This is a genomic window from Lysobacterales bacterium, assembly GCA_014946745.1.
Lineage (GTDB): Bacteria > Pseudomonadota > Gammaproteobacteria > Xanthomonadales > Xanthomonadaceae > Aquimonas.
Genome location: JADCRD010000003.1, coordinates 478,615 through 496,793 on the forward strand (window position 1 = coordinate 478,615; position 18,179 = coordinate 496,793).

Here is an 18,179-nt window from a genome sequence, read left to right on the forward strand (position 1 = left end):
TGGCTGGACTGAGTGCGCCAAGGGGGACGCATGAGCGGACAGGGCAGTGCAGATGAGACCGGCAACGGGCCACAGGACTCGCTTGGGACACCTCAGCCGGAGCCGCCTTCCTTAGAGCAGGGCGACGGCTCCGACCCTGGCGATCTCAGGGCACTGTGCTTCTCTGGCGGCGGCATTCGCAGCGCCACCTTCAATCTTGGCGTGCTGCAGGAGTTGGCCCGCAACGGTGGACTCAAGCGCTTCGACTATCTCTCGACGGTGTCGGGCGGGGGTTATATCGGCGCCTGGTTCATGGCGCAGATTGCGCGAGCGCGACACAAGCTGGGGGACGAACGCGCGGCCGAGGCCGCCGTCATCGCCAGCCTCGCGCGCGCCGATGAAGCCGGCGAGCCGCCAACGGGCAGGGGGCCTGAAGAAGAGGTCAACGTGCCTTTGGCACTGAAGTGGCTGCGGGACTACAGCAACTACCTCAGCCCAACCTGGGGCTTGTCCAAAGACGCCCTGAGTCTCGTCTCGATCTACCTGCGCAATCTCGCCATTCACTGGATGATCCTGCTGCCGGTGCTGATTGCTGTGCTGCTGGTGCCGCGCCTCGTGCATTGGGTTCTGCACGACCCTTCGCAGCATGTGGATTGGTTGCTCTGGGCCGTGGTCGGATCCACTTTGTTGATAGCTGCGTTCTCCACCAACGGTCCACCGGCAAAGGGTGAGGTCCGATCGCGGCGTATCAACCTGGTGTGGCATGTGGTGTGCTTCATTCTGCCGTTACTCGTCATGCCGATCGGGCTCACGGCCTTGGTGAGCACGAGGGACGGCCTCGTCGCCCTCGGCGGGGCGCTGGAGGTGATATCGCTGGGCCTCTTCCCATCCACGGTCTTCGAGGACGGGTTCGAAAGAGCGGGGCTCAATCCAGCGGGCGTGCTGTCCCCGGCCGCGGGCTTTGCGTATGCCGGTGCGGTGCTTTATGTCTGCGGAAGCCTGCTTCTCGTGTTGGCCCGTTCGCTGCCTTGGATACTCGGCAAGGACGGCGATTGGCGATTCCCGACGCCCAAGGGGTTTAAATTCAAGCCGAGCATGACCGTTGGCAAGAACTTCGAGGAATGGCGCAAGAGCCTTCCTCTGAGGCTGCCGCTCGCCATCGCCAGTGGCGCCCTGATCGGAGCATTTTGTGGTTTCGCAGCCACGATCTCGGCTGTCACCGCCCCGTTCTGGTCGACACATGCTGAGCTCAGGACAGCTCTGCTGCCTGTGCTGTTCGTGTTCGCCATCTGGCTGGGCTCGGTGCTGCGGGTCGCTATCGCAACCCGCAGGTCGAATGAGCTGGCGCGCGAATGGTGGGCCCGAGCGACCGGCGCGACCCTGATCGGCCTGCTGCTCTGGGTCGCGCTCGCCTTGGTCGTCCTTTGGCTGCCACTGTTTCTGCTTGAACTGCCACAGCTGCGTACCGGCTGGGCGGCGGGGGCTGCGGGGCTGGGCGGATTCCTGTTCGCTGCCGTGACCGCCGCCGTCGGCTTCTGGAGCAAGCACGGCGCAAGCATCGCGGAGCATGCGGAGCGCTGGCGCGATCGTCTCGGCAAGCGACTCACCGAGATCGCCGCGCTGCTGACTCTGCTAGGGGCGTCCCTGGTGCTCAACCTGTTGGTGGGCTCTGTGGCCTTCCAGTTCACGGAAAACGGGGACGTCTCCAAATCCAGTGCGCAGATCTACGCCTGTGCATCCTCAGCGCGCGCCGACATCCTGGGGACAGAGCTGGTTGCGAGGCAGGCCATCTCCTGCCGCCTCGGCGAAGTGCTGCTTTCCGAAATGCACGCGCGGGGTTTCCCCGAGTCCGACATCGTGGGAGCTCGAAACCGATTTGCAGCGTGCTGTCTTGCGTCATCCGCTGGAAAGCCGAGTTCAGGAGACACTTCCATCTGCCCGACCAATGAAGGTGAGTCCGGGTCGATCGACGTGATCGAAACCGACTGGCGTTCCGCGGGCTCTTCCGTACTCGATATGCCCTGTCCGCTGCAGACTCCTCCCGAAGCGCTGACCACCAGCTGTGGCGCCAAGGCCGGTGCGCCCACGTGTGAAACGCCCAAGCCACCGGCCGTTTATCTGGCTGCCGCGCTGCCCTGGTCCCTGCAGATGGCGGTCGAGTACCGTTGGGGCCTTGAGCACACCGATGCGCTGAGTCTGGTGCTGTGCCTGCTGGTGCTGATCGTTCTCTCGGTGCTGACGGCGTTTCTGACCGGCGCCAACACCTACTCCCTGCAGGCGATGTACGCCAATCGACTGGTACGCGCCTATTTGGGCGCATCCAACTTCGGTCGTCGCGAGGTCGACCCGCAGCTGCGCTTCGATGACAGCGACGACATGCCCTTGAGTCACCTCCGTGGCGCAAGGCCGAAGCTGGTGATCAACGCCGCACTGAACCACACGCAGGCCGAGGCGCACGTTCTGGCCTGGCAGCAGCGCAAGGCCTCCTCATTCACCTTTGATCCAAACGCGGCCGAATTCGAAGCTCTCGCGCCGGCTACGCTCGGACAGGCGATCAGCATCAGCGGTGCAGCGGTGTCGCCGAGCATGGGTTACCACTCCTCGCCGGCGGTGTCCGCGGTACTCGCGCTGTTCAATCTGCGGCTGGGACGCTGGGTGCCCAGGCCCCATGCTCCTGAAACGTCGGAGCACGAGAATTGGTGGCGCCGTTTCAAGGGCGTGTTGCGATGCTTGATCGACCCGTGGTGCCTGCTCCTGAAGGAGTTCCTGTCGAAGGTCGGAAGCCGCGGGAGGTTCATCTACCTCTCCGACGGCGGACACTTCGAGAACCTGGGCATCTACAGCATGCTGCAGCGCAGATGCCGCTACATTCTCGCCGTGGATGCCGGCGCCGATCTTGGATACGAATTTGCTGACCTCGACAACCTGATCCGCAAGGCGCGGGTGGATCTCGGGGTGGAGATCGAGATCAGCAATGCAGAGAACTGCATCCAGTGGATCCGCGAAGGCCGCCTGCGCTACCTGCACGTGCGCATCCGCTATCCGAAGGACTCTGATCCAGCGCGTGTCGGACCGAGCGAGGGCGAGCTGGTGCTGCTGAAGCCGGTGCTGTGTGGTGACGAGCCTTTCGACGTCCGCCGCTACGCCGAGACGGTGGCCAAACGCAGCTCGCGCTTTCCACAGCAGTCGACGGCGGACCAGTTCTTCGACGAGTCCCAGTTCGAGTCCTACCGCATTCTCGGGCGGCATACAGTGCAGAAAGTGTTCGGCGCGGATGGCGATTGGCCGTCTAGCCCAGTGCGGCCGGTGGGCGGGCCCTATGCGCCGCTGGCGACCCGGCAGTCCGAGATAGGTATGGGCGGGGCGGCCACGGGTTCGGGAGGGGCGGGCCTGTTCAGTGGTGCGATGGATGCCGTCAACTCGCTGGGCTCGGTGGGGCAGGCGGCGGTGCTCGCATCCGCGATTGGCGTGGTTGGTGTGACCGGTATGGTGACCTTGCAGAACACAACGCTGTCGATTGATCAGGCAAGCCTGGAGCAGCTGCGCGATGTTCGCATGAGGCTCGATGAGGAAAGCGTGCGGCAACTTCAAAACTTGAACTGGAAGGTTGATCTCAACGAGGGCGCCAAAGTCAGTCTGGGCGCCTCGGGCTTCGGCGCTGAGCTGACAGAACAGCTCAAGAAAGTCCGCTGGGCGGAAGTGTTGGCGCCTCAAGAATGGAAAGATCTTCGAGAGGCGCTGCGTGCGGTGGTGAACGAAATCACGCTGAAGGTCCAGGCCGCAGACGATCTGCCTTTGCCAGTGAGGTTGACCAACCCTGGCACCGCAAGTGTCGATCCGCAATTGCTTGAGAGACTCCAAGCCATTACGAATGCCTTGATCGAAGCCGCGACTTCGGTGGACACATCCACGCGAAACCTAGATGAGGCGCTGGAGCAGTTGCACTTGGCCGTGGATGAACTCATGCGTGCTGTTGAAGCCGGGAACCCGGTTCAGATTCTGGGGACGCTCCGGCAGATCAATACGGCCCTGAGCGGAATCGAATCGAGGGTCGAGGAAATTTCCCCCCGCAACACCGTGAGGGCGACCCGATGAGCGCTTCACCGGCAAACGCGCTGAGGCTCCTGATCTTGCTGGCCGCCTGCTGCCTGGTTGGATGCCAGACCACGCGCGGGGCCTGGTACTTCCAGAGAGAGCCAGGCGGCAGCCTCATACCAAGAGAATGCGACCCGCACACGCGCGCCTGCCTCTATCTGAGCGTATTGAACGACACTCGTAGGTCACTGCCGGTACAGGAGATTCGGGTGTACTCAAGCCCGCCCTCCAAGATTCCGCTTGCGAGCAGGGGGCTGGAGTTGTGGTCGTGCGAGTCCAATGCCGCTTCGGCGAAGTTCGAGCTTGAGCCGGCTCAGTTGGTTGTGGTGGCCCTGCCCCATACCGGCGCGGCATCTTGCAGGATTCCCATGCACGCCGAGCTGCTTGACGGGCAGGGGACAAGGCTCGCGGGCGTGACCATCGACTCGAACCAGCCGGACTCCATCCCCGGGTCCTGGTTGGCCTGTCATCGGGTGAACCACATGCCCTCTGAGGAGGCGCAATTCACCCCTGACTGTGACCGTCAGCAGCCCTCGGAAGACTTCGCGGACGGTCTTGAGGCCAAGTGTCTCCCGATGCCATTCGCGTGCCGCATCAGCCATGAGCTGAAGTCCCGTTGAATCTCGCCAGCGCGCAGCGCAACTGGCGGCAACCGTGTGCGTACCTCGTCGCGCTTGAACCCCCGATGCGCGATGAGGGCAGGGAGAAGACCGTACACGGCGCTGCCGCGACTCGATAGTGACGGCGAACGCCTGGCGTGGACCCTTGCGCCTTAACTCCTCCGTCGGGCTTGGCGCCGCAGTCGCCCTATGCTTGCAGTTCGCTGGTTGGCCCCCACGGCTCGCTGTTCGAGACCGCTGCCCGCATGCGCAGCACGCACTCGACCCGCTGCTGCAGCGCTACCGCGCGATCCATGCCTGCCGTCAGCTCTGCGGAACTGCCTGCGCGTTCGCGCGACCAAATCGTGCGGATCAGCTTTGTGTCCGCGACGAAGTGCGCGCGCCAGCGGGACTGTGCGCGCTTCAGCTGGGCCTGTTCATCCGCGGAACGCGAGGCCGATAGCGCGTCCTGCGCTCGCTCAAGCGCGCTCTCGAGACGCGCGAGTAAGGCGTCGATCCCGGTGAAGGCGCTGCCGTCCGCCGCTCCCGCAACGGCCTGCTCATTGGCCGCAGCGCGCGAGCGGAACTCGCCGATGTGATCGGGGGCATCGGGGCTGTCGACTGCGCCAAGGGGCGATGCGCATGCAAGCGGGGTCAACAGAGGCAGGATTCGTATCGCGAGCGCGATGGCTGTGCGCACCTGCGCACCCGTTGATGTGGCAATCGCCGCGCGGCCGATTCCCTTCGGCCGCGCGGGCTCTCATTTCAGCGTCACCAGCTGCTTCAGCACGCCGTCCAGGCCGCCGAACACGGTGAGTTTGTCGATCTTATCGGTGATCTTCTCCAGCGCCTCCAGCTCCTTTAGGCGCATCAGCACCGGGCTTTCCTTCATCAGCTTGGCGCTGTTGAGCAGCGAGCGCGTGGCGTTCGCTTCCTCACGGCGGCGGATCACGTTGGCCTGGGCCGCCTTCTCTGCCTGCACCACGCTGTTCAAGATCTCCTTCATGTCGCCCGGCAGGATCACGTCCTTGACGCCGACGCCCAGCACTTCCAGCCCCAGCGCCGCCACGCGAGCACGCACGTAGCCGAAGATGTCGGCATCCAGCGAGGCCTTGTCGCCGAGCAGTTCGTCCAGCGACTTCGACGACACCGCCTGACGCAGGCCGAACTGCAGCTCGCGATAGAGGAAATCCGCGTACTTGGCGACCTTGGTGCGCGCCGCCACCGGGTCGGTGACGCGCACGCTCGCACCCAGGTTCACCCGCAGCGAGACCTTGTCGCGGGTCAGCAGCTCCTGGCCGCTGACCTCAACGGCCTGCACGCGCAGGTCGATGACTTCAGCCACCACGTTCTTCTGCAGGTTCCAGAAGGACGCAGCGCCGGGCGAGAGCACCCGCGCGAGCTTGCCGTCGACGAACAGCAGGCCGGCGTGCTCGCTGGGCACGGTCACCGACACGGCGACCTTGTCGAGCAGGCCGATCTGACGCAGACGCTGCGCGGTGGCCACATCGATCTCGCTCGATTCGGCCACGGCGATGCGCTGCACCTCAATCGGCACCAGGCCCTTCCAGTAGAGCTTGCGCGTGCCCGGCTGCAGCACGTCCTGCAGCTTGCCGTGCTTGAGCACGAGGCCCAGCTCCTGGCTGCCGATGTCGGCGAGCAGGAAGGTTTCGCTCACGCGCTCGCCCAGGGCAGCGATGAGGGTGTCGACATCCTTGCCGGCGTACTCCGGCTGGGTGATGTCGAACAGGCGCACTTCGACTTCATCGAACCAGGCGCGCAGGCGGTGCACGCCGGGGCCCAGCACGCGCTCGAAGCGACGGTTGCGGTAAACGAGGCCGCGCTCGGCGTCGCCGATCACGACCTTGCGGATCATCAGCATTGCGGTCTCCTTTACTTCCAATCGGCTCGACGATGGACACACAGAGCCCAAGGCCGCGGCGAGCCGATGCGCGGCGAGGGCAGGGGTTGATGCAGCGTTGGTCATCTCCGCTCTGCACGACTGTTCTTGAGGAAACGCAGATCTATCCGGCTGCGCTTCCCGTAGGAGCCTGCTTGCAGGCGACCGCAGCCTGTGTCCTGCACAAGGTCTGCAGGGTCGCGAGCAAGCTCGCTCCTACAAACAGCCGGCTGCGCGAGGGCGAAGACGCATCGAATCGCAAGCGTTCGACGTGTGGAGGAGCCGAAGCCCAGGCCATGTGGAGGAACAGGGCGCGCGGCGCTCAGGCCGCGACGCCCGGAAAAGAAGGGTTCGCCCCGCCGTCCTCAGGACGGAGAGCCGGTGCGCGCGTGCAGGCGGCGTGGCGTGGGTGTCGCGCTCTCCGAAGCGGCAGAGCGGCGATCCCTGCGCGGGCCGGCCGCTGGCGCGGGCGGGGTCCCGGTCACGTGGACGTTGCCGAATGGTGTCTCTTGAACGCTTGGCCGAAGCCGCGTGTTCGCGAGCCGCCAGGCGGCGCGGGGCGAAGCCCGTGGGGCGCAAGGCCCCGGGTGTTGCTGGAGGTCACTGGAGCGGGAGTCGAACCCGCGACACTCGGATTCATGGTCCGATGCTCTACCCGACTGAGCTATCCATGGAGTCGGCGTACGGGACTCGAACCCGCGACCTTCGGACCACAGGGTCCGACGCTCTCACCACTGAGCTAACGCCGCCGTCGCGAAGCCTCCTGCAGCCGGCCCGAGGCATACGCCACGGCAGCGCCGCGCGCACCGGACGGGCTTGGGAACCCGTACCGCTACGAACCGGTGAAAGAGGCTTCGCATTGCCGCCGGGCTACAGCGGCAATTTCTGCGGGCGCTGTGGCCCGCTGCCGGCCTGCTTGAGCGGTGCAGGCCCGCGTCTGTGCTGGTGCTCCTTGAGCGATGGCGAACGCTGAAAACAAAACGCCCCCGGGTGGGAACCCGAGGGCGTTCGCATCGCCTCGGGGAGATCGGGGTCGCCGATCTCCCGAGTGCGGAAGATCAGCCGGTGGTATCGATGCCGCGGTGGCCGATCGACCACGGTCGCAGCACGCGCGCGCAGGCGCTGAAGCCGAAGGGCTTCGCGTGCGGCTGGCGTGGCGGGAGGGCGATGCGGTTCATGTCTGGCTCTGCTCTGGAACAATGCGGCGCGTGCCGTGAGGTCGCGCACGATACGCTCGTTTTGCGCGCTGTCAAGCCCCGCTGCGCGTTTTGCGAAGCGATCCGCGCGCGCATCCCGCGTGTGCCGCGCAGCGCGCGGCCGACAGACACGCGCGACGAGAGGCGAGTGGCATGGCCACGCGTGCGCCGTCGTGGATCCAGAACGCAAGCGCGCCGCTGCGGTGCTGCGCGAACGTCCGCACCGGGCCTGTGGTGCCCGTCGGGCGCTGCCTGGCCACGTCAGACGAGCGCGTGCGGGACCCCGCGATAGTTCGGCAGTCGATGCGACGTATCTGCAGACAGCCGCGCCAGGAGACCCACGCCATGCCTCGCCCACTGCATCGATCCGCCTTCGTCACTGCACTGCTCCTCTCCACGGCCAGCGCGGCCACGGCGCAGTTGCTCAGCCTGGACACGAACTTCGGCGCAGGCGGCACGACGGTGATGAGTTTTCCCAGTGGCTGGTGGACCGACTGGGACGACCGCGACGCCCATCTCATCAACCAGGGCGGCGCGTTTTCGAACAGCTGGGTGGTCGCCGGCAGCCACCGCACGCTGATCGGCTCGAACCTCTTCCATCGCCGCGGCTGGGGCTTTTTCTCCGACAGCCTGAGCGCGGGTACGGTCAGTGGCGCGGCCAGTGAGGCCGGCCCGCCCTTGAGCACCGGCGGCATCGTGCAGAACGGCAGCGAAGTGAGCTTCATCGGCACGGGCGCACCGACGGCCTCGCTCGACTCGGTGGACGTGCGGCGCACCAGCGTCGACCCCTTTGCGATTTCGTCCTCGTGCGCGGGCGGCTTCCAGGCCAGCTTCAGCTACGGCCCGAATCAGCGCGACGAAGTGCGTGGCGCGGCGGCGCGCAGCAACGGCCGCATGCTGGCCGTGGGCAGCACGCGTCTGGCCGATGGCCAGAGCCGCGGCCTGATCGCCGCCATCAACTTCGACTGCTCGCGCGACAGCGGTTTCGGCAGCAATGGCGCGGTGCTGCTCGACGTGAATCCCTTCGTGATCGCGCCGCCGCCGCGACGGGTGCGCGTCAACGCTGTCGCCAGCTACACCAACGGCAACGGACAGGAGCGCATCGTGGTCGCTGGCGGCGTGCGCTATGGGCTTGCCGACACCTCGCCCGGCGCCTGCTTCCTCGCCGTGCTGACGCCGAGCGGTGCGCTCGATGCGAGCTTCGATGGCGATGGCCTGCGCCTGTTCGATGCACAGGCGCCGTCCGCGCCCGGCCCGACCGTCTGTGATTTCCACACCGTGCTGCCCCTCGACGATGCCAGCGGCCGTGGCTTTGTCACCATCGCCGACTGGCGGCGCGACAACAGCAGCGAGTCCGGCCACCACCTGCTGCGTTGGACCGAGTCGGGGGCGTCTTTGCCGGGCTTCAACGGCGCCAATGTGTCCTCGGTGAACGAACACGGCCCGAGCGCGCTCGGACGCCGTGAGGATGGCCTGCTGATCACCGCCCGCAACTATCTGGTGACGGGTCAATCGGCTGCGACGCTGGTGTCCACCGGCAATCTGTTCCTGGTCAACCCCGCGACCGGCGCCGCCATTGCGGGCTCCGGGGGCTTCCTGCCCTCGCCCGCGGCCAGCCGTCAGATCTCGCAGATCGTCACAGCCAGCAACAACCGGGTCTATGTGATGGGCACTGCGGGCCCCGGCCGCTTCGGCCACAACCAAGTTGTGATCGCGCGCTTCAGCGACGGCCGGCGAACGGTCACGGTCAGTACGCTGGGAGGCGGCGGCACCGTGTCGAGTTCACCCTCGGGCATCAACGCCTGCGGTGGGCCCGGCGGCGTCTGCAGTGCGGGCTTTCTGCCGGGCACGAGCGTCAGCCTGACGGCGATTCCACAGCCGTCGCATCGCTTCGCGAGCTGGAGCGGTGGCCTGGCGGGCTGCGGCACCAACCCGCTGTGCACCTTCACGGTCAGCGCTGATGTCAGCGGCGAGGCCCTGTTCGTGGCGACCAGCAGCGTCAGCATCGCGCGGGTGGGGCAGGGCGGGGTCAGCAGCGATCCCGTGGGCCTTGTCTGCGGTCTCACCGCCGGCAGCGGCTGCAGCGGCAGCTTCGATCGCGACCCGGGCTTCGGCAATCAGACGCGCTTCACCGCCACGCCCGCACCCGGCTGGCGCTTCCTGGGCCGGAGCGGCGACTTCGCGGGCTGCGGCAGCAACCCGGTGTGCAGCCAAGTGCTGAACCAGCCGGGCTACAGCGCGACGGCGAGCTTCGAAGCCCTGAGCGAGAACGTTTTTGCGAACGGCTTCGAGCCTTGAGGGCGGGGGCGATCGCGCTGCCGATGCAGCCGTGACGTGTGTGTGCTGTTGGACCGTCCTGTTCCAACTGCTTGTCGAAAAACGCCCTTCCTGGGAGTTTTTCGAGTCGGCGGTCCGGCGCAGGTCCGTACCGCCTCACGACAAATCCATCGATCGCGAGTCCGGCACATGTCCGGACTCGCTTGCGCTGGATCAAGCACTCGCGTGCTCGATCCGCGGGCGCGCTCTCCATGGCGCGCGGCAAAGCTGATTTCTTCAGCGTTGCCTTGGCGTCTGCGAGAGCGATACGTCTGCTGCGGTCGCCCCAGCAGGCTCTCGGCGCCCGGCCCATCCCGCACAATCGTTGGCCCAGCGAGGCGAGTCGACGATTCCATGCATCAGGCCACCTTCGTACTGTCGACCGGCCGCTGCGGCACGCAGTGGCTTGCCGAAGCGCTCGGGCGGGTTTTTGAAGGACCCATCCGGGTCGAGCACGAGCCGCTGCACCTGGGCTACCGGCCGCGCGAGCGCCTGGGGGGCGCAACGCCGCCGGAGGCGGTGCAGCGGCATCTCGATTCGATCGACGCAGAGCTCGCGTATCGGCCCTATCTGGAATGCGGACACCCGTGCTGGAGTGCGCTGCCCTGGATCGCGCAGCGGCTGCCCGGGCGTGTGCGCGTCCTCCATCTCGTGCGGCATCCGCTGCCAACGGCGCTGTCCTGGCTCACGCATCAGGCCTACCAGCCGCCGCTGCTGCCGCATCTGCCCGAGAAGGTGCTGCTGTCGCCCTTCGATGCCGGCGTGCGCTTCCCGGACTACCGTGCGCGCTGGCCGGCGCTGACGCCCTTCGAGAAGAGCCTCTACTACTGGCTGGAGGTGAATGCGTTCGCGCTCGCGCTGGAAGCTGAGGGCGCTCTGCCTTGGCTGCGTCTGCGCTTCGAGGACCTGTTCGCGGCCGGGGGGCTGCACTCCCTGCTTGGATTTCTCGGCCTGCCGCGGGACCCGCGGCTTGAGGCGCTGCGCGCGCAGCGCATCGATCGTCACGCCTCGGTGCTGGCAGCGCCCGAGCGCCTCGCCGCGTGGGCCGAACACCCCGACGTCGTCGAACTCGCCCGAACCCTGGGCTACGCGATGGAGGGTCCGGAGGCGTCGGCTCTGCTGCAGCGCTACCTGCCGCAGCTGGGCGACGGAACGGGGCGCTGACGCTGCCTCAGCCGGGCAGCGGAGCGCCCGCCGCGTCGTAGCGCTGGTCCGTCTGCATGCGCACGCCGCGCAGCCTGGCCGTCTTTAGATGGCCGGCATGGCGGTGCTCGGCGAAGTAGCCGATCAGGATCGAGCGCCGCCGCGCGCCGCTGTGGTTGAGGCTGGCGGCGTGCAGGAGGTCGGCGTCGAACACCAGCACATCGCCCGCGCGACCTTCGATGAACTGGGCCCGCGCTTCCTCTTCGGCATCGGCGGGCGCGCTGTTGCTGGCGGGGCGGTGGCTGGCCGGCACCAGGCGGGTGGCGCCGTTGTCCGGCCCGAAATCATCGAAGAAGGCCAGCGCACCGACCGTGTCGCCGGGCCGTTGCTCCGACAGATCGCGGTGCAGGCCCTGATAGCCGCCGCCCGCCAGGGGCTCGCGGCCTTCCACCTGGGCGACAAAGAACGGGCCGCCGATCAGCGCGCCGGCGGTCTGCAGCAACACAGGCAGGCGGCACACGGCCTGGATGAGCGGTTCCAGATCCAGCTGGGCGTGCCGCCAGTCCGGTCCGCGCGGCACCGGCCAGGCGTGCGAAGGCAGCACGCTGGCGTCGAAGAGGGCGCGCAGTGCGTCCAGCCAGTCGGCGGGAATGGCGCCGCGCAGCAGGGCGTAGCCGTCGGAGTGAAGGGCGTCGAGCGGATGAGGCATGGCGGCAGTGCGGGGGTTCGGGCGGGAACGCGGGGCGATAGGGTGGCCCAGCTTGGGGGCGCCTGTCCCGGGTGTTCGCGCCGACGGCCCCGAAGCCGCCCGTCCGCGGCGCTTGCTGCACCTGGGTTGGCCGCACGGCGCGCTTCTCGCTGGGCTCAAGGAGTGCGAGCATTCGCACGCGAACCCGGTCGAGGGGACCGGTGGATGTGAAAGGGGTGACCATGAATTTCTGGATGCGTGCGCGCGCCAAGCGCTGGGCGGTGGGTGCGGTGATGTTCGGCTTGGCGCTGGGCAGCGCCTCGCAAGGGCTTGCGGCCGATTCACCGGGGGCGGCAGACGCCCGCGAAGAGGCCCGCAAATCGGCCGTCGAGGCTGCGGAGTCGGGCCGCTACATCGTGGTGCTGAAGGAGCACGCGCTGGCCAGCTACCGCGGCGGCAAGCCCGGCTTGGCGGCGCCCGAGCGGGCCGCGGGCTCCGAGCGTCTGAACGCGCGCGGCCCCGCCGCGCAGGCCTATGTCGGCTATCTGCGCGAACAGCAGCGGGCCTTCGAGTCGCGTGTGAGCGGAGTGCTCGGCCGCGCCCCGCAGGTGTCGATGCGCATGCAGCACGCGATCAATGCGCTGGTGATGGAGCTGTCCGCCGAGGACGCCGCGCGCGTCGCCGCCTTGCCCGAGGTGCTGCTGCTCAGCCCCGAGCGCCTGCTCGAACTGCATACCGACGTCGGCCCGGCCCTGATCGGCGCCGAGCCGATCTGGAACGGCACCAATCCGGGATCCAGTGGTCCGGCCCAGGGCGAGGGCAGGGTGATCGCGGTGATCGACTCCGGCATCAACTGGGGCAGCCCCTCGTTCGCAGCGGTCGGCCCCGTCGACGGCTACACGCACGTGAACCCGCTGGGCGATGGCAACTACCTCGGCACCTGTGGGCCCGGTGGCGTCGATGAAGGCCGCTGCAATGCCAAGCTGATCGGCGGCTACGACTTCGTCTGCGGTGCCCCGGCCAACATTTGTACTGCTGCCAATCAGCGCGAGGAGCCCGGCTTCGGCGACACCAACGGCCACGGCACCCACGTCGCTTCGACCGCCGCGGGCAATCGCCGCGACGCGCAGTACGTCGGCAACACGGTGCGCATCGCCGGCGTCGCGCCGCACGCCACGATCATCGCCTACGACGCCTGCTACACGGAGATCTCGACCGGGCTTGGACGCTGTCCGAGTTCGTCGACGGTGGCTTCGATCAACCAGGCCGTCGCCGACGGCATCGTCGATGTCATCAACTACTCGATCGGCGGCGGCGAGCAGCCGTGGTCGGACCCGTCGTCGCTGGCCTTTCTCGGCGCGGTGAATGCCGGGATCTACGTGGCCGCTTCGGCCGGCAACTCGGGCCCCGGCCCGAACACGATGGGCCATCTGGAACCCTGGGTGTCCAGCACGGCGGCGGCCCAGCACGGTCGCGGCACCTTCCAGCAGACCATGAACGTGACCGGGCCCGCGCCCGTGCCCGCTTCGCTGGCGACGCTTCTGCTCACGCCCGGCTCGGGCGGCGTGGCCTTCAACGCCACCATTCCCGGCACCACGCCCCTACGCATCAGCGCCGGCATCGACACCGCTTCCGACGGCTGCGCTGCCTACCCGGCGAACACCTTTGCCGGCGCCATCGCTGTGATCCGGCGCGGCACCTGCAGCTTCGCGATCAAGGCCAACAATGCGGCGGCGGCCGGCGCGGTGGCGATGATCCTCGCCAACAACGCGGCCGGCATCCTCGCGCCGTCAGTGCCGGGCACGACCATTCCGGTGTTCTCGGCGACGCAGGCGGATAGCAATGCCCTGCGCAACTTCGGGCAGGCCAACCCCAGCACCGCGACGGCTGCGATTCCGTTCCCGCCGGCCGCACAGACGAACACGCCGGACCAGCTGGCGGCCTTCAGCTCGCGCGGCCCGGCCGGCGAGTTCGACCTGGTCAAGCCCGATGTGACCGCACCGGGCTCGCAGATTCTGGCGGCCTACGCGGGCACCGCCCTCACCGGCAGCGAGAACCTGGTCGAAATCATCAGCGGCACCTCGATGTCGTCCCCGCACCAGGCCGGCGCCGCCCTGCTGCTGCGCCAGCTACGCCCGACCTGGACCGTGCCGGAGCTGAAGTCCGCCCTGCAGATGACCTCGTTCCGCGGCGTGCTGCGCGAAGACGGCAGCGCGGCTTCGCCCTTCGATATGGGCGCTGGCCGCGTGCGGGTAAACCTGGCCGCCAACGCGGGCCTGGTGCTGGATGAAAGCGTTACGGCCTTCCAGGCGGCCAACCCGGCCTCCGGCGGAGACCCCAGCACCCTCAACCTCGCGAGCATGGGCGAGCGCTTCTGCATCAACCAGTGCCAGTTCGTGCGTCGCTTCCGCAACACCGGCACGAGCAGCGTGGACTGGACTGCCGCGGTGGCCGGCCTGACCGGCACGGTGTCGCCGGCGAGCTTCAGCGTGGCGGCCGGGGCGACGGTCGATCTGACCATCACCATCAACAGCAGCGCGATTCCGTTCGATGGCCTCCACCGCCACGGCTGGCTGGAGCTGCGGCGTGTCGGCGGCAGCGCCACCGACGATCTCAATCTGCCGATCTCGGTCTCGGTGCCGCCGCCGCGGATGAGCCTCACTCCGAACGCGCAGGCAGCCACGATCGTCGAGGGAACGACGGGGGCGGTGAACGTCACGCTGCGCAACGAAGGCGGGTTCCCGCTCAGCTTCGATGCCGATCGCACCGGCGTCGGCGTGGTTGGCGTCGCCAACTCAAGCAGCCAGGGCATCGCCAGCGGCTTCCGCTCCACCGTCTACACCGATCCCGCAACGGCCGGCAGCCAGGCCCAGTTCGCGGCCGACGATATCGTGCTCGGTGGACCGACACGGTTGCGCTCGATCCAGGTCGATGGCTTCGTGGTTTCCAACCAGCCGCTCACGGCCGCGGCCACCAATCTGACCTGGAGCCTCTACCCCGATGCCGGCGGCCTTCCCGCGGGCAATCCCCAGACCAATCCCGCGGCGGCGGTCTGGACCTTCACCTCGACGCCCACCGGCCCCGGGGTGAGCACGGTCGGCGCCAACACCATCGCGCTCGATCTGGTTGCCGCAGGCCAGAACGTCAACTTGCCCCCTGGCCGCTACTGGGTGCTGGTCAATACCCGCGGCACCTTCGCCAACCGCTACGCCTGGTACGGCTCCAACGACACCAACGGCAACCCCGGTTTCGCCTCGATCACTGTGGCCACCAACGGCACCGGCAACTGGAATGCGAACCCCACGCTGCCCGGGCTGACGATTCGCGTGCGCGGCGAAGTGGGCTGCACCGCGCCCTGGGTGGGTGAAGCGACGCCGGACAGCGGCAACGTCGATCGCCTGCAGCAGACGCAGGTCAGCGTGCCGCTGGGTCCGACCGCTGCGGGCAGCTACATCGGCGCCGCCTGCTTCACGACCAATGACCCGCTGGTGCCGCGCGTGGCCTCGACCATCAATCTGACGGTCGAGCCGGCCCGGCTCGCCTTCAGCACCGCGCCGTCGACGACGGCGACGGTGGCGCAGGCCTTTGCGGTGCAGCCGACGATCACCGTGCAGGACGGCGCGGGTGTGACCCAGACCGGCTACACCCTGCCCGTGACCCTCGAACTCGCCAGCGGTGCCGGCCCTCTGACCTGCGACGCGAATCCGGTAACGCCGGTGAACGGCGTGGCCAGCTTCAGCGGCTGCCGCGTCGGCAGCGTGGGCACCGTGACCTTGCGGGCGGTGTCGGGCGCCGCCACCAACAGCCTCACCAATCCGCAGGTGGTGGTCCGCCCGGGCCCGCCGGCGCGCTTGTCCTTTACGCCGGCGCCCTCGGCGACGGCCACCGCGGGGCAGGCGATCGCTGTGCAGCCCACGGTGCGCATCGAAGACAGCTTCGGCAACCTTGCGGATGACGCCACCGCGGCCGTGACCCTGCGGCTGGCCAGCGGCAGCGGCGTGCTGAGCTGCGATGCCAACCCGGTCAACGCCGTGGCGGGTGTGGCCAGCTTCAGCGGCTGCAGCTTGAATCGCGCTGGCACGGTGACGCTGGACGCATCGATGACCGGCATCGCCTCGGCCACCGCACAGCCCAGCATCGTGGTGGCGGCCGCCACGCCCACCCAGCTCGAGTTCAGCACTTCGCCGCCGGCCACAGCGACGGTTGGCATGCCGTGGATGCCGCAGCCGGCGATCACCCTGCGCGATGCCCTGGGCAATGTCGCGCTGGATGCGACCGCGCCAGTGACGCTGTTCCTCGCTTCCGGCGCCGGAACCCTCAGCTGCGCCACCAATCCGGTCGTGCCGGTGAAGGGCGTCGCCAGCTTCAGCGGCTGTCGTGTCGATGCGATCGGCTCGATCACGCTCGGCGCCAGCACCAGCGGCATCGCCAACACCACCACCAACCCCGCCGTGCTGATCACCCGCGGCCCGCCGACGCGTCTGGTGTTCACCACCGCGCCCTCGCCAACGGCGACGGCTGGCGTGGCCTTCGCGGTGCAGCCGGTGGTGCGGGTCGAGGACGAGTTCGGCAATCCGGTCACCGACAAGCCGATTGACATCACCCTGGGGCTGGCCAGCGGCAGCGGCCCGATCAGCTGCAGCGCCAACACGGTGGCGGCGGTGGCGGGCGTGGCCAGCTTCAGCGGCTGTCGCATCAACACCGCCGGCACGGTGACGCTGAACGCCTCGGCGCCGGGCATCACCGGCTCGACGACGCAGCCGCAGGTGGTCATCGCGGCGGCCGCGGCCACGCGTCTGGTGTTCGCCACGCCGCCCTCGGCGACCGCGACGGCCGGTCAGGCCTTTGCAGTGCAGGCCTCGATCGCCCTGCAGGACGCGTTCAACAACGTGGTCACCGACGCGACGACGCCGATCACCCTGCGCATCGCCACGGGCACCGGTCCCTTGCAGTGCACCACCAATCCGGTCACTCCGGTGGCGGGCGTAGCGAACTTCGCCGGCTGTCGCGTCGACACCGCCGGCACGCTCACCCTGGATGCCAGCGCGGGCAGCATCGCGAACGCCACCAGCACGCCGCAGGTGGTGGTCAGCGCGGCAGCGCCCAGCCGGCTCGAGTTCGCGCCGCCGCCCTCGGCCACGGCCACGGCCGGCGTGGCCTTCGCCGTGCAGCCGCAGCTGCGCGTGCTGGATGCCTTCGGCAATCTGGCGACGACGGCGACCGCGCCGGTCACGCTGTCGCTGGCCTCAGGCAGTGGTGCGCTCGTCTGTGCGGCCAACAGCGTGACGCCCAGCGCCGGCATCGCCGCCTTCAGCGGTTGTCGCATCGATACCGCCGGCACGGTGACCGTGAATGCAAGCAGCGGCAGCATCGCTGCGGCTACCAGCACGCCGCAGATCGTGATCTCGGCCGCGGGTGCGAACCGGCTGGCCTTCTCGGTGGCGCCCTCCAGCACGGCCCAGGCGGGTCAAGCCTGGCCGCAGCAGCCGGTGGTGCGGGTCGAAGATGCCTTCGGCAACCCGGTGAACTCGCCTGCGACCGTGACCCTGTCCCTGGCCTCCGGTACCGGCCCGCTGGTCTGCGACGCCAATCCGGTGACCGCGGTGGCGGGCGTGGCGAGCTTCAGCGGCTGCCGCATCAATACCGCCGGCACGGTCACCCTGACTGCCAGTGCGGCGGGTCTGGGTAGCGCAGTCACCGCGCCCAGCGTGGTCATCGGCGCCGGCGTGCCGGATCGACTGGTGTTCACGACGCTACCGTCCGCCCAGGCCAACGTCGGTGCGGCCTGGCCGCAGCAGCCGGCGGTGTCGATCCAGGACGCCTTCGGCAACGTGGTCACCGCGGCCACCACGCCGATCACGCTGGCGCTGGCCAGCGGCGCAGGTCCGCTGGTCTGCACCAGCAATCCGGTGACGCCGGTGGCGGGCGTGGCCCAGTTCGCCGGCTGTCGCTTGAGCTCCGCGGGCGTGGTGACCCTGACGGCCAGCACGTCCGGCATTGCTGCAACCACGACACAGCCGCAGGTGTCGGCGGTGCAGGCGCGCGCGGCTGTGGTGCCCACTACCGACCGCTGGGCACTGCTGCTGCTGATCGCCCTGGTGGTGGCGGTGGCGCTGAGTCAGCGTGCGATGCTTCGCGCAGAGTGAGCGCCGTGTTCTCACGGCGCTGAGTGAAGCCGCTGCCGTCCCGCGTTGACCCGAAACCGGGGGATGCCTGACGGCAGCGCAGCAGCGGGGACACGCCGCGGGAGTGGCGCGTCCCCG

The 18,179-nt window shown here is 68.3% G+C and carries 6 protein-coding genes and 2 tRNA genes; 4 read left to right on the plus strand and 4 right to left on the minus strand.

Features of this window, described 5'->3' with window-relative positions:
- Window positions 1-30 precede the first annotated feature (30 nt).
- The gene (locus H4O13_17795; GenBank protein MBE5317250.1) at window positions 31-4,074 is read left to right on the plus strand and encodes a patatin-like phospholipase family protein; all 4,044 of its coding nucleotides are present in this window, start codon (window positions 31-33) and stop codon (window positions 4,072-4,074) included.
- A 1,359-nt stretch (window positions 4,075-5,433) separates the two neighbouring features.
- Here H4O13_17795 and H4O13_17800 read toward each other — a convergent pair.
- From H4O13_17800 to H4O13_17810, 3 genes are all read right to left on the minus strand, one after another.
- Window positions 5,434-6,555, minus strand: coding sequence for a slipin family protein (locus H4O13_17800; protein ID MBE5317251.1), 1,122 nt, complete (start codon window positions 6,553-6,555; stop codon window positions 5,434-5,436).
- Between the two features lie 612 nt (window positions 6,556-7,167).
- Window positions 7,168-7,242: transfer RNA gene (locus tag H4O13_17805), tRNA-His, on the minus strand.
- A gap of 2 nt (window positions 7,243-7,244) precedes the next feature.
- Window positions 7,245-7,322 (minus strand) — tRNA-OTHER (locus tag H4O13_17810).
- Window positions 7,323-8,114: 792 nt separating this feature from the next.
- Here H4O13_17810 and H4O13_17815 point away from each other — a divergent pair.
- Both H4O13_17815 and H4O13_17820 read left to right on the plus strand, forming a co-directional pair.
- On the plus strand, window positions 8,115-10,067 hold the full coding sequence (locus H4O13_17815; protein ID MBE5317252.1) for a hypothetical protein: 1,953 nt from the start codon (window positions 8,115-8,117) through the stop codon (window positions 10,065-10,067).
- Window positions 10,068-10,439: 372 nt separating this feature from the next.
- Window positions 10,440-11,249, plus strand: coding sequence for a hypothetical protein (locus H4O13_17820; GenBank protein MBE5317253.1), 810 nt, complete (start codon window positions 10,440-10,442; stop codon window positions 11,247-11,249).
- Window positions 11,250-11,256: 7 nt separating this feature from the next.
- Here the strand turns inward: H4O13_17820 and H4O13_17825 are convergent, their stop codons facing one another.
- Window positions 11,257-11,937 carry a phytanoyl-CoA dioxygenase family protein gene (locus H4O13_17825; GenBank protein ID MBE5317254.1) on the minus strand — a complete coding sequence of 227 codons (681 nt, stop codon included), beginning with the start codon at window positions 11,935-11,937 and terminating at the stop codon, window positions 11,257-11,259.
- A 233-nt stretch (window positions 11,938-12,170) separates the two neighbouring features.
- Between H4O13_17825 and H4O13_17830 the strand changes: the two genes are divergently transcribed.
- On the plus strand, window positions 12,171-18,062 hold the full coding sequence (locus H4O13_17830; protein ID MBE5317255.1) for a S8 family serine peptidase: 5,892 nt from the start codon (window positions 12,171-12,173) through the stop codon (window positions 18,060-18,062).
- Window positions 18,063-18,179 lie beyond the last annotated feature (117 nt).